Here is a 13,170-nt window from a genome sequence, read left to right on the forward strand (position 1 = left end):
CGCAAAACCAACAATGCGTTGCGGGCCTATCATTCGCCAAAGGATTCGAAGAAGTCCTTCATGCGGGCAAAGAAGCCGCTCGACTGCGGGCTGTTCTCCTGCGACGAGAGCTGCTCGAACTCCTCGAGGAGCTCGCGCTGGCGCTTGGTCAGGTTCTGCGGCGTTTCCACAACCGTCTGGATATAGAGGTCGCCGATCGTCGACTGGCGCAGCACCGGCATGCCCTTGCCCTTCAGGCGGAACTGGCGGCCATTCTGCGTGCCTTCCGTCACTTTTACGCGCGTCTGGGTGCCATCCAGCGTCGCCACCTCGAAGGAGCCGCCAAGCGCGGCGGTGGTCATCGAGATTGGCACCTTGCAGTAAAGGTCGGCGCCGTCGCGCTGGAAGAACTCATGCGGCTTGACCGAAAGGAAGATGTAGAGGTCGCCTGCCGGACCGCCGCGATAGCCCGCCTCACCCTCGCCAGACAGGCGAATGCGCGTGCCATCCTCGATACCTGCCGGAATATTGACCGACAGCGCGCGCTCTTCGGTGACGCGGCCCTGGCCGGCGCACTTGCCGCAGGGGTCCTTGATCGTCGTGCCGCGGCCCTGACACTGCGGGCAGGTGCGCTCGACAGAGAAGAAGCCCTGGCTGGCGCGGACGCGGCCGGAGCCGGAGCACATGGAGCAGGTAACCGGCTGGGTGCCGGGCTTGGCGCCCGAGCCGGAACATTCGGTGCAGGAGATGGAGGTTGGCACGCGGATTTGCGCCGTCTTGCCGCTAAAAGCTTCCTCCAGCGAGATCTCCATATTGTAGCGAAGATCGGCGCCGCGCTCGCGGCCGCCCGAGGAGCGACGGCGCCCGCCGCCCATCATCTCGCCGAAGATGTCCTCGAAAATGTCTGAGAATCCGCCGCCCCCGAACCCGTTGGCGAAACCGTTGCCGCCGCCCATGCCGCCATTCTCGAAGGCTGCGTGGCCGAAGCGATCATAGGCCGCGCGCTTCTGAGGGTCCTTCAGGCACTCATAGGCTTCGTTGATTTCCTTGAACTTGTGCTCGCAGGCATCGTCGCCCGGATTGCGATCGGGGTGGAACTGCATAGCGAGCTTGCGAAAGGCGCTCTTCAGTTCCTTTTCGTCTGCGCCCCGCTGGACGCCAAGCGTTTCGTAAAAGTCGGCTTTCATTGTATCCCGCGACCCGGATTTTCAATGTCTTGATGCATCGTTTCGTCCGTCATCTTCGGCGGCACAGCATCCGATTTAGTAATCCCCGCGCCCAGATACCAGAGTTACAGTGCTTCGAGGGGGTGGATTTTTACGCTCAGTTGCAAAAAGGCCCGGCAAACCGCGCCGGGCCTTTTGATGAGACTTGGGTCGAGCCCGTCAGGCCGACTTCTTCTTGTCGTCGTCTTCGCTGATTTCCTCGAAATCGGCGTCGACGACATCGCCTTCCTTGGCACCTTCGCCGCCGGCAGCGCCAGCCTCGGCGCCTTCCTTCTGCGAAGCTTCGTACATGGCCTGGCCAAGCTTCATCGAAACTTCGGCGAGCGTCTGGGTCTTGGCCTCGATGTCGGCCAGGTCATCGCCCTCGGCAGCCGTCTTCAGCGCAGCGATCGCGTCGGAAATGGCGGTGCGATCGGCCTCGGAGACCTTGTCGCCATAGTCCTTGAGCGACTTCTCCGACGAATGCACCAACGACTCGGCCTGGTTGCGTGCCTCGACCAGCTTGCGGCGCTTCTTGTCGGCCTCGGCATTGGACTCGGCGTCCTTGACCATCTTCTCGATGTCGGCGTCGCTGAGGCCGCCCGAAGCCTGGATGCGGATCTGGTGCTCCTTGCCGGTACCCTTGTCCTTGGCCGAGACGTTGACGATGCCGTTGGCGTCGATGTCGAAGGTGACCTCGATCTGCGGCACGCCGCGCGGTGCCGGCGGGATGCCGACCAGGTCGAACTGGCCGAGCATCTTGTTGTCGGCCGCCATTTCGCGCTCGCCCTGGAAGACCCGGATGGTGACCGCACTCTGGCTGTCCTCGGCCGTCGAGAAGGTCTGGCTCTTCTTGGTCGGGATCGTGGTGTTGCGCTCGATCAGGCGGGTGAACACGCCGCCCAGCGTCTCGATGCCCAGCGACAGCGGGGTCACGTCGAGCAGCAGCACGTCCTTGACGTCGCCCTGCAGAACGCCGGCCTGGATGGCCGCGCCGATGGCGACGACCTCATCGGGGTTGACGCCCTTGTGCGGCTCCTTGCCGAAGAACTGCTTCACGACTTCCTGCACCTTGGGCATGCGGGTCATACCGCCGACGAGCACGACTTCGTCGATCTCGGCAGCCTTGAGGCCGGCATCCTTAAGCGCCGCCTTGCAGGGCTCGACGGTGCGCTGGACCAGGTCGTCCACGAGGCTCTCGAACTTGGCGCGCGTGAGCTTCATGGTCAGGTGCTTGGGGCCGGTGGCGTCGGCCGTGATGAAGGGCAAGTTGATTTCGGTCTGCGAAGCCGACGACAGCTCGATCTTGGCCTTTTCCGCAGCTTCCTTGAGGCGCTGGAGGGCGAGCTTGTCCCCGCGCAGGTCGATGCCCTGCTCCTTCTTGAATTCGTCGGCCAGGTATTCGACCAGACGCATGTCGAAGTCTTCACCGCCCAGGAAGGTGTCGCCGTTGGTCGACTTCACTTCGAAGACGCCGTCGCCGATCTCCAGCACGGAAATATCGAAGGTGCCGCCGCCAAGGTCGTAGACGGCAATCGTCTTGCCTTCCTTCTTGTCGAGGCCATAGGCCAGCGCAGCCGCGGTCGGCTCATTGATGATGCGCAGCACCTCGAGGCCGGCGATGCGGCCGGCGTCCTTGGTGGCCTGGCGCTGGGCGTCGTTGAAATAGGCCGGAACGGTGATGACGGCCTTCTCGACCTTCTCGCCGAGATAGGCTTCCGCCGTTTCCTTCATCTTCTGCAGGATCATCGCGGAGATCTGCGAGGGCGACCACTTCTTGCCGCCGGCTTCGACCCAGGCGTCGCCATTGTCGCCGCGCACGATGTGGTACGGCACAAGCTTCTTGTCCTTTTCGGTGACCGGGTCGTCATAGCGACGGCCGATCAGGCGCTTGACCGCAAAAACTGTGTTTTCAGGATTCGTCACCGCCTGGCGCTTGGCCGGCTGGCCGACGAGTCGCTCGTCACCATCGGTGAAGGCGACAATGGAAGGGGTCGTACGCGCGCCTTCCGCATTTTCGATGACCTTGGCGTCCTTGCCATCCATGACGGCGACGCAGGAATTGGTCGTTCCGAGGTCGATACCGATTACTTTAGCCATTTCGTTCTCTCCACTTAGCAAGCTGCCAGGACCCATCAGGCGTTCCTGCGGCAGCCCCTTGGTTCACAAGAAAATACACCCGACGCCGCCTCGGTTGCGGCAATCGGGACGATCATCGGGCGTATATAAGAAGAGGTCTCACACTGCGCAAGCGCCCAGAAGGACCCCTCCAAGTCGCATATTGGTCAAATCGATCCGGCCACACCATATTGGATATATGAGCCGCAACCGGATGATCGATCTCTTTGCGCAGCGCCGCAATCGCATGGCGAACACGATCCATACCTGGATGCTCGGCGCCGCCGGCCTGTTCCTGCTTGCGGTGACTGCCTGGGCCTTTGGCGGCCCCACCGGAATGATCTGCGCGCTGATCTTCGGCGCGATCTCGATGGCGGCGATCCGCCGGATCACCCCGCAGATGGTGCTGAGCATGTACAAGGCCCGGCCCGTATCGCCCGAAACCTTCCCGGCGGGCCTGCGAATCGTTTCCGAACTGTCCCGACGCGCCGGCCTGCCAAGCATACCGAAGCTGCACATCATCCCCTCCCAGATGATGAACGCCTTCGCCGTCGGCCGGCGCGAGGATTCGGCCATCGCCATCACCGATGCGCTGGCGCGTAACCTGTCGACGCGCGAGCTGGCCGGCGTGCTAGCCCACGAAATGAGCCACATCGCCAACGAGGACGTGAAGGTGATGGCCTTTGCCGACATGGTGGCCCGCTTCACCTCCATCATGTCGACGGTCGGCCTGTTCTCGCTGTTCTTCAACATCGGCGGTTTCGTCGGCGGCACCGGTCACCACGTGCCGTGGCTGGGCGTGATCGTGCTGCTCATGGCCCCCACGATCGGCGGGCTGCTGCAGATGGCGCTGTCGCGCACTCGCGAATTCGACGCGGACCTCGGCGCTGCGAGCCTGACCGGCGACCCGGACGGCCTTGCCTCGGCGCTGACCAAGCTCGAACAGGCGCAGGGCCGGCGCTGGGAAAGCATCCTGCTGCCCGGCGGGCGCATTCCCGATCCGTCGATCCTGCGCACCCATCCCCGCACAGAAGACCGCATCGCCCGGCTGATGGCGTTGAAGTCGGCGCATGCCGGCGAAGCGCCCCTCGACGCCTATGCCATGTCGCCGCGCCGGAAGAGCCATTCGATCGTTCCGCATATCCGACCGTCGTCCGGACCACATTTCGGCGGAATGGGCTTTCCTACGCTTTTCGCCATGGAGCCCGACAGTGATCTCGACAGGCCGGCCAGCGACGTGGCGCTCAACCCGCCAAAGGGGCGCCCGCGCATCCGGCTGACACGCGGCGGCGTCTACTGGTGAAGGCCTTTTTTGGAGCATGATCTTGTCCGAAAAGTCTGCAACTTTTCGGGATCATGCTCTAGACCTGTTCCCAGCCGTCGTGCTCGCCGGCGCGGAAAATGGCATCGATCATCTGCTGGTTGAGGACCGAGTTCTCCAGCGTGAAGACTGGCTCGCCACTGCCTTGCGCGGCACGGGCAAAAGCCTCGACTTGCAGCCGGTACTGGCGCGTTCCGGGGAAACGGAACACTGTCGCCTCATTGCGTTTCTGGTTGTGCAGCTCGACCCTGTGGTGGTCATAGTCGCCGGCATTGAAGGGGGCATGCACCTCGATCAAGCCCGTCTCGCCGTGGAACACCATGGATTGGCGCAGTGCCATCTGGGTGGAGCAATAGAAGCTCAGCTCGAAATCGCCGAAATCGGCTTTGACGCTGGAATAGATATCCGTACCGAACCCCCTGTCCCACTCGATCCTTGCCTGGATGCGCAGCGGCTCCTTGCCCGTCACCAGCCGGGTCGTCACCGTCGGGTAGACGCCGATGTCGAGTAGCGCGCCGCCGCCGAGGTCAGGCTGGTTGCGCATATTGCCCGGATCGACGTTGAAATAGCTGAAGGCGCCCTGCACGTGGCGCAGCCGGCCGATGGCGCCATCGGCGGTCAGCTCGCGCACCTTTCGCCACTGCGGATGATAAAACACCATGAAGGCTTCGCTGATCAGCACCTTTTTCCGGTCGCGAATCTCGATCAGCGGGGCGATGTCCTCGGCTTTCAGCGCCAGCGGCTTCTCGACCAGCACATGTTTTCCCGCCTGAGCCGCCTTGGCCGCCCATTCGACATGCTGCGAGGTGGGCAGCGGGATATAGACGCCATCGACCACATCCGAAGCCAGAAGCTCCTCATAGGAGCCAAAGGCATGCGGCGCACCGAAACGATCGGCCAACGCACGAGCCTTGCCGGCATCGCGGCTGGCGATGGCCGCGACCACGCCATTGTCGGCATCGGCGATCGCCGGCAGCACCTGCTCGCGCGCGATCTTGGCCGTCGACAAAACTCCCCACCGAAACATTCTTTTGACTCCCCCGCTCTCGTGGACGGCTGGAGGCTAAAGGCAGTCGCGCCGGAAGGAAAGCCTCACCAGGCCTCGACCGCCAGCTCCGGCCACATCGCCTGGGCGCGTGAGGATTTGGTCTCATAGGTCGCGCGGTTGTCGAGAATGCGGTTGGGCACCATGCGCAGTGAAAAGATGTCGTCCAGCCCGAAGGGCGCGCAGACTTCCATCTCTCCTGTCGCATCGAGCCTGACACCGACGGCGTGCGTCCTGGCGGCGAAATGGCCAAGGGATTCGGCACTGGAGGTAAGCGGCTCCCGACGCTGGCCGAAATGCTGTTCGAACCACAGGTGGACCCGCGCCTGGTTGCGGATCTCGACGGGGTGGCTCAGACCGGCAAAAACCTCTGCCCCCTTGCGGATGGCTACGTCCTCGGCTTCCCAAGACAGGTCGCTGGCGTCGAAATAGAACAGGTCGACATCCTTGATGCCATAACCCGAGGGTTTGCCCGTCAGATGGTTCCAGACGGTGTTGTAGAGCGCGCCCGAGACGATCCACCAGTCAGGCAAATCCAGCCTGTCGGCGCGCCGCAGAGCCTCGCCGACCAGCGGATCGGCTAGCAGGATCGAGACCAGATGCTCGCGCTGCTGCTCGAAGGGCAGGCCCGAAAGGCGCAGATGGGTCATGAGGACTCCGCTCGGCACGAATCGATCAAAGTCGACACCGCGACAAGGCCCCGGTCAACTGACAGCCAGATGACAGCCCAAGCAAAAAGGGCGCCGGATGGCGCCCTTTCCTTGGTCCTTTGAGAAGCTATCAGCCGCGCAGCACGCCGCCGGTCTGCTTCTTGACGTTTTCGACAATCTTGGCCGCAAGCGCCTCGAAATCCTCGTCGGTCAGCGTGCGCTCGACCGGCTGGATCGAGACCTCGATGGCGATCGACTTCTTGCCCTCGCCGAGCGATGCGCCCTCGAACACGTCGAAGACCGAAACGCCGGTGATCAGCTTCTTGTCGGCGCCGGCGGCGGCGCGCGTCAGCGTGCCGGCCTCGACCGCCTTGTCGACCACGAAGGCGAAATCGCGCTTCACCGCCTGGAAGGCCGAAAGCTCGAGCTTCGGCTTGGTGCGGGTGGGCTTGGCCTTCGGCTCCGGGATGGCGTCGATGAAGACTTCGAAGCCGGCGACCGGGCCGGAGACGTCGAGCGCCTCAAGCGTCCTGGGGTGGAATTCGCCGAAGGTGCCGAGCACGGTCTTGGGCCCGAGCTTGATCACGCCCGAGCGACCCGGGTGGTACCACGAGGGCGCACCCGTCTCGACCTGCAGCTTGTCCACCGGCGCGCCGGCGGCCTCAAGGGCTGCGAGCGCGTCGGCCTTGGCATCGAACACGCCGACCGCACCGGCATTGCCGGCCCAGCTGCGGCCTGCGCCGTCCAGCTTGGCCGTGCCGCGGCGCACGCCGGCGGCAACGCGACGCTGCGCTTCGGGCGTGTCGGTTTCATAGGTGCCGGAGACCTCGAACAGCGCGACGTCGCCAAAACCGCGATCGGCATTGCGCTGGGCGGCCGTCAGCAGGCCCGGCAGCAGCGAGGGGCGCATGTCGGACATGTCGGCCGCAATCGGGTTGGCGAGCTTCAGCTCGGGCTTGCCGCCGCCGAACAGCTCGGCCTGCTTGGCCGAGATAAACGACCAGGTGACCGCCTCCATCATGCCGCGGACGGCAAGTGCGCGCCGCGCCGAGCGGCTGCGGATCTGCAGCGTGGTGAGGATCTTGCCGTTGACTGCATCGTGGCTGCCGAGCGGCTGCGGCGCGATCTCGTCGACGCCATGGATGCGCATGACCTCTTCCACCAGATCGGCCTTGCCGTCGACATCCGGGCGCCAGGACGGCACCTCGACATCAACGACATCGCTGTTGCCCAGCGGCTTGAAGCCGAGGCGCGAGAGTATCGAAAGGCTTTCGTCCTTGGGAACCTCGATGCCGGTGAGGCGCTTCACCTCCGAAACCGGGAAGGACACGACCTTCGGCTTGTGGCCGGCATAGCCGACAACCTCGGTCTCGGCCGGCTCGCCGCCGCAGAGGTCGAGCACCATGCGCGTCGCTAGCTCCAGCCCCGGAACCATGAATTCAGGGTCGACGCCGCGCTCGAAGCGGTAACGCGCATCGGTGATGATGCCGAGATGGCGGCCGGTGCGGGCGACATTCAGCGGCTCCCACAGAGCGGACTCGATCAGCACGTCTGTGGTGTTCTCGTCGCAACCCGAATGCGCGCCGCCCATGATGCCGGCGATCGACTCGACGCCTTCGGCATCGGCAATCACGCACATCTCGGACGTCAGCTCATATTCGCGCCCGTCGAGCGCCAGCACCTTCTCGCCGTCCTTGGCGCGGCGCACGGTGAGGTTGCCGGCGACCTTCTTGGCGTCGAACACATGTAGCGGCCGGCCGCGATCGAAGGTCATGTAGTTGGTGATGTCGACCAGCGTGTTGATGGGGCGCAGGCCAATGGCGATGAGCCGTTGCTGCATCCACTTCGGCGACGGGCCGTTCTTGACGCCGCGCACGAGGCGAAGCGCGAAACCGGGGCAGAGCTCCGGCGCCTCGATGGTGAGCTTGACCGGCGTTTCGCCCTTGCCGGCAACCGGCTCGACCGGCGCCGTCTTGAGCTTGCCGAGGCCGGAAGCGGCGAGATCGCGCGCGATGCCGTAGACGCCCGTGGCGTCCGGGCGGTTCGGCGTCAGGTTGATCTCGATGACCGGGTCGTCGAGCTTGGCGTAAGACGCATAGGACGTGCCGACCGGCGCATCCTCAGGCAGCTCGATGATGCCGTTGTGCTCGTCCGAAAGCTCAAGCTCGCGCTCGGAGCACATCATGCCGTGGCTTTCGACGCCGCGGATCTTGCCGATCGACAGCGTGACATCGATGCCGGGAACATAGGTGCCAGGGGCGGCAAAGGCGCCGATCAGTCCGGCGCGCGCATTGGGAGCGCCGCAGACGACCTGGATGGGCGCGCCCGCACCGGTGTCGACCGAGAGCACCTGCAGCTTGTCGGCGTCGGGGTGACGCGCGGCCGTCAGCACCTTGGCGATGACGAACGGCTTCAGCGCGGCCTTGTCGTCGACGGCTTCGACTTCGAGGCCGATCGAGGTCAGGCGCTCGACGATTTCCTCGAGCGACGCGTCGGTCTCGAGATGGTCTTTCAGCCAGGAGAGTGTGAATTTCATTTTTCTATCCCTCGCCGCTCGATCAGTTGCTCAGCCCGCCGAACAAGGTCGGTATGTCGAGCGGACGGAATCCGTAATGGGCCAGCCAGCGGACATCGGCGTCGAAGAAGGCCCGCAGGTCCGGCATGCCGTATTTCAGCATGGCGATGCGGTCGATGCCCATGCCCCAGGCAAAGCCCTGGTACTCGTCGGGGTCGAGCCCGCCGGCGCGCAGCACGTTGGGGTGCACCATGCCGCAGCCGAGGATCTCCATCCAGTCGCTGCCTTCGCCGAAGCGCACTTCGCCCGGACGCGAGCGGTCGCACTGGATGTCGACTTCCAAGCTCGGCTCCGTGAAGGGGAAGAAGCTCGGGCGGAAGCGCATCTTGACCGACGGCACTTCGAAGAAGGCCTTGCAGAACTCTTCCAGCACCCACTTCATGTTGGCGACATTGGCCGTCTTGTCGATGACCAGGCCCTCGACCTGATGGAACATCGGCGAGTGGGTGGCGTCGCTGTCCTGGCGGTAAGTCTTGCCCGGAATGACGATACGGATCGGCGGCTTCTGCGTCTCCATGGTGCGGATCTGCACCGGCGAGGTGTGCGTGCGCAGCACCTTGCGCTCGCCCTTCTCATCCGGATTGAAGAAGAAGGTGTCGTGCATCTCGCGCGCCGGATGGCCTTCGGGGAAGTTCAGCGCGGTGAAATTGTAATAGTCGGTCTCGACGTCCGGACCCTCGGCGATCGAAAAGCCGAGGTCGCCGAAGATCGCCGCGATCTCGTCGATGACCTGGCTGATGGGATGGATGCGGCCGCGTTCGGCCGGCAACCCACGAACCGGCAGCGTGACGTCGACCTTCTCGGCGGCGAGGCGCACGGCAATCGCCGCATCCTTCAGCTCGGCCTTGCGGGCGACCAGCGCGTCGGTGACGCGGTTCTTCAGGCCATTGATGACCGGGCCCATCGACTGGCGCTCTTCCGGGCTCATGGCGCCGAGCGTCTTCAGCCGTTCGGAGATCGTGCCCTTCTTGCCCAGTGCGGCCACGCGCACGGCCTCGATCGCCTGCTCGTCGGAGGCCGCTGCAATGGCCTCGGTGATCGATCGTTCGAGTTGATCAATTTCTGTCATCGTCATCCCTTTGGCCGATTGCGGCCCGTGATCCGAGATATCGCCGGTCGCCCGGCTGCCGTTTCCGGCCTTTTTCATGCGAAAAACCCGCGCTAGCCCTGCCAGCGCGGGTTTCCCAGTCAGTTGATGTCGAAGCTTGGGAAGCGCTGGTCTTTAAGCGACTGCGCTTTCAAAAGCGTTCGGGGTCGTGTTCTTCAGGTACTCAAGCGCGACCTTGGCCTTGGCAACGAGCGCGGCGAAAGCCTGCGGCTCGTGGATGGCCATGTCGGACAGCACCTTGCGATCGATCTCGATGCCGGCCTTGTTGAGACCGTCGATGAAGCGGCCATAGGTCAGGCCATGCTCACGCACAGCGGCGTTGATGCGCTGGACCCAGAGGGCGCGGAAGTTGCGCTTGCGAACCTTGCGGTCGCGATAGGCATACTGCAGCGACTTCTCGACCGCCTGCTTGGCGATGCGGATGGTGTTCTTGCGACGGCCGTAGAAACCCTTGGCGGCTTTCAGGACCTTCTTGTGCTTGGCGTGGGAGGTAACGCCTCTCTTTACACGTGCCATGTCATGATCTCCTTAAAACGCGTAGCCGGGCTCAGAGGCCGTTCGGCAGAAAATTCTTGATGACCTTCTTGGCATCGGGTTCGGCGAGAACCATGGTGCCGCGGGCATCGCGAATGAACTTGTTGGAGCGCTTGATCATGCCGTGGCGCTTGCCGGCAGCAGCCGACAGGACCTTTCCGGTCGCGGTGATCTTGAACCGCTTCTTGGCGGCCGATTTGGTCTTCATCTTGGGCATTTTGCTTTCCTTTCTGCTGCGCTGAATTGCGCTTTTTTCGCTTCGGGCCGACCAAAGCCCGAAAAGCAACAGGAACCGCCACGGCATGCCCTGCCGGACGGTTCTGGACGCGGCCTTATAGCGGCGGCGCAGTCAAAGCGCAACCGCTGAATCGCGGGCCGCTAACCGCTTAGTACAGGTGGAACAGGACCGGCAGGACGCCGCTGTCCTGCAGATATTCGACGAACTCGAAGAAGGGGTATGCCACCAGGAAGATGAGCCCATCGGTGAAGGTGCGGTAAAGCGTCTTCGGCCGTACCGACAGCATCTCGGCATCCTTGAAGAGGCTGAAGTTCGGGAAGAACCGCGGCACCCTGTCCAGGTAGCGAAGATAGACCTCGCCGAACGTCCTCTTGAGATAGTCTTCCTCGACCAGGATGACATAGAGGAAGGACAGGTAGGTCAGAACGGCAAAGATGACCGCCACGGTCACGCTGCCCATCAAGGCGCCCACTCCGCCAGCGCCGATCGCGCTGAAGACGTAGAGCGGGTTGCGCGTCACCGAATAAGGGCCTTTGTCGACGATCTCAGCGCTCTTGCGTCCGCCGATATAGAGCGTGCACCAGGTGCGTCCGAGAATTGCAACCAGGATGAGCACGAAGCCGACGACTTCGACATACTCATGCGACTTGCTGCCGGCCGGCAGCGCCGACTGCACGAACAGGAGAGCCACGAAGGCCACGGTGATGAGTGCGGCCAGCGCCAGACGTCTACGGTGCTGGAAACGGCTTAGATCGGACGATGATGACATGATTGCCTTGAGAACAAAAAAGGGGCGGCTCTCAAAATTTGAAGGCCGCCGCCCTTTGCGGGAGTCAGTCTTGAGCGCCGCCCGGGAGCGACGGCGTAGTCACAACTCACGCCGCATCAGCGCGGCGCAAGCACCATCATCATCTGGCGGCCTTCGAGCTTCGGCTCGGCCTCGACCTTGGCGATCGTCGCCACTTCGTCGCGAACCTTGTGCAGAAGCTGCATGCCAAGCTCCATATGCGCCATTTCGCGACCGCGGAAACGGAGCGTCAGCTTGACCTTGTCGCCTTCCTCGAAGAAGCGGCGCACAGCCTTCATCTTCACCTCGTAATCGTGGGTGTCGATGTTCGGACGCATCTTGATCTCCTTGATCTCGATGGTCTTCTGGTGCCGGCGTGCTTCGGCGGCCTTCTTCTGGTTTGCGTATTTCAGTTTGCCGAGGTCGAGAATCTTGACGACCGGCGGCTGGGCGTTGGGGGATATCTCAACGAGATCGAGGCCTGCCTCTTCGGCGGCCAACAGAGCCTCATTGATCGAAACTTCGCCGCGATTGCTGCCATCTACATCGATGAGCTGGACCCGGGGCACCCGGATGTCGCGATTTGAGCGCGGGCCGTCCTTGGTGGGCGCCGCTGCTTTGAAAGGTCTGCGAATGGTCGTTATCTCCTCGAACCGTTGACGTTCAATGACTGTATTGCGCCTATTTCGGTAAGGCGCGGCGCAAGTCAATAGCACATGAAATTCAATAAATCACCTGAATCCATGAGAAAGCGCGCGGTTTGCTGGGCCAACGCTACGGGCTTTGCGGCTGATTCGAGCTGTGTCAAAAGGGCTGCACTCGACAGGAAAACGACATGACCGACATGCCCCCCGAATTTCTCGACGTCAACGGCACGGCCATCGCCCTGCGTCGGCTTGCCGGAACCCAGCCCGGCGTGGTCTGGCTGGGCGGTTTCCGCTCCGACATGCTGGGCACCAAGGCTGAGACGCTGAGTAGCTGGGCCGGGAGCAACGGCCGCGCCTATCTGCGCCACGACTATTCCGGCCACGGCGAGTCCGGCGGCGATTTCGTCGAAGGCACGATCTCCAAATGGCTCGGCGAGAGCCTTGCCGTGTTCCGCACCTTCACTGAAGGCCCCCAGGTTCTGGTCGGCTCGTCGATGGGCGCCTGGATCGCGCTGCGCATGGTGCAGGAATTGCGCAAGGCCGGCGAAGGCGAACGCGTGGCCGGCATCGTGCTCCTGGCGCCGGCACCGGATTTCACCTCCGAACTGGTCGAGCCGAAGCTGACGGCCGCGCACAAGCGCGACCTCGCCAAGAAAGGCTTCTTCGACGTTCCTTCCGAATATTCGTCGGAAGCCTATGTCTACACCCGCGCCCTGATCGAGGACGGCCGGCTGAACCGCGTGATGGGCGGCCCCATCGACACGCATTGCCCGGTGCATGTACTGCAGGGACTGGCCGACCCGGACGTGCCGCACGCCCATGCGCTGAGGCTGGTGAGCCTGCTGCCCGCCGACGACGTGACGCTTTCGCTCATTCCCGACGGCGACCACCGCTTGTCGCGGCCACAGGATCTCGACATGTTGATACGCGCGGTCGAGGCGATCAGCACGCAAAGGGGGTAGG

Annotated in this window: 12 protein-coding genes; 2 read left to right on the top strand and 10 right to left on the bottom strand. The window is 63.5% G+C overall.

Annotation, left to right across the window (positions count from 1 at the left end; all coding sequences use genetic code 11):
- Nucleotides 1-29: 29 nt before the first annotated feature.
- Together dnaJ and dnaK are read right to left on the bottom strand one after the other, a co-directional pair.
- Nucleotides 30-1,166: a molecular chaperone DnaJ gene (dnaJ, locus tag M2281_RS09330; RefSeq protein WP_280820778.1), complete on the bottom strand. Its 1,137-nt coding sequence runs from the start codon at nucleotides 1,164-1,166 to the stop codon at nucleotides 30-32.
- A gap of 198 nt (nucleotides 1,167-1,364) precedes the next feature.
- Entirely contained in the window at nucleotides 1,365-3,284 is a 1,920-nt protein-coding gene (gene dnaK, locus M2281_RS09335; protein ID WP_280820779.1) for a molecular chaperone DnaK, read from the bottom strand.
- Nucleotides 3,285-3,516: 232 nt separating this feature from the next.
- Here dnaK and M2281_RS09340 point away from each other — a divergent pair, with 232 nt between their 5' ends.
- The gene (locus M2281_RS09340) at nucleotides 3,517-4,605 is read left to right on the top strand and encodes a zinc metalloprotease HtpX (RefSeq protein ID WP_280820780.1); all 1,089 of its coding nucleotides are present in this window, start codon (nucleotides 3,517-3,519) and stop codon (nucleotides 4,603-4,605) included.
- A 58-nt stretch (nucleotides 4,606-4,663) separates the two neighbouring features.
- Here M2281_RS09340 and M2281_RS09345 read toward each other — a convergent pair whose 3' ends face one another.
- The 8 genes from M2281_RS09345 to infC all read right to left on the bottom strand — a co-directional run bounded on the left by M2281_RS09345 (nucleotide 4,664) and on the right by infC (nucleotide 12,195).
- Entirely contained in the window at nucleotides 4,664-5,650 is a 987-nt protein-coding gene (locus tag M2281_RS09345) for a Gfo/Idh/MocA family protein (protein WP_280820781.1), read from the bottom strand.
- A gap of 65 nt (nucleotides 5,651-5,715) precedes the next feature.
- Nucleotides 5,716-6,318 carry a nucleotidyltransferase family protein gene (locus tag M2281_RS09350; RefSeq protein WP_280820782.1) on the bottom strand — a complete coding sequence of 201 codons (603 nt, stop codon included), beginning with the start codon at nucleotides 6,316-6,318 and terminating at the stop codon, nucleotides 5,716-5,718.
- A gap of 130 nt (nucleotides 6,319-6,448) precedes the next feature.
- The gene (pheT, locus tag M2281_RS09355) at nucleotides 6,449-8,854 is read right to left on the bottom strand and encodes a phenylalanine--tRNA ligase subunit beta (protein WP_280820783.1); all 2,406 of its coding nucleotides are present in this window, start codon (nucleotides 8,852-8,854) and stop codon (nucleotides 6,449-6,451) included.
- A gap of 22 nt (nucleotides 8,855-8,876) precedes the next feature.
- Complete coding sequence (pheS, locus tag M2281_RS09360) at nucleotides 8,877-9,962, bottom strand: phenylalanine--tRNA ligase subunit alpha (RefSeq protein WP_280820784.1); 1,086 nt, start codon at nucleotides 9,960-9,962, stop codon at nucleotides 8,877-8,879.
- Between the two features lie 153 nt (nucleotides 9,963-10,115).
- Nucleotides 10,116-10,517 (bottom strand): 50S ribosomal protein L20, encoded by a 402-nt coding sequence (gene rplT / locus M2281_RS09365; RefSeq protein ID WP_280820785.1) that lies wholly within the window; start codon nucleotides 10,515-10,517, stop codon nucleotides 10,116-10,118.
- Nucleotides 10,518-10,548: 31 nt separating this feature from the next.
- Nucleotides 10,549-10,752, bottom strand: coding sequence for a 50S ribosomal protein L35 (rpmI, locus tag M2281_RS09370; RefSeq protein WP_091915627.1), 204 nt, complete (start codon nucleotides 10,750-10,752; stop codon nucleotides 10,549-10,551).
- Between the two features lie 169 nt (nucleotides 10,753-10,921).
- Entirely contained in the window at nucleotides 10,922-11,542 is a 621-nt protein-coding gene (locus M2281_RS09375) for a methyltransferase family protein (protein ID WP_280820786.1), read from the bottom strand.
- 116 nt (nucleotides 11,543-11,658) lie between these two features.
- Nucleotides 11,659-12,195, bottom strand: a complete 537-nt coding sequence (gene infC, locus M2281_RS09380) for a translation initiation factor IF-3 (RefSeq protein ID WP_280821166.1) — start codon at nucleotides 12,193-12,195, stop codon at nucleotides 11,659-11,661.
- A 200-nt stretch (nucleotides 12,196-12,395) separates the two neighbouring features.
- On the opposite strand from infC, the gene M2281_RS09385 reads away from it, so the two are divergent.
- Nucleotides 12,396-13,169: an alpha/beta hydrolase gene (locus M2281_RS09385; protein WP_280820787.1), complete on the top strand. Its 774-nt coding sequence runs from the start codon at nucleotides 12,396-12,398 to the stop codon at nucleotides 13,167-13,169.
- Nucleotide 13,170: the final 1 nt, after the last annotated feature.

It is taken from the genome of Pseudaminobacter soli (ex Li et al. 2025) (assembly GCF_029892515.1).
Taxonomy (GTDB): Bacteria; Pseudomonadota; Alphaproteobacteria; order Rhizobiales; family Rhizobiaceae; genus Pseudaminobacter; species Pseudaminobacter soli_A.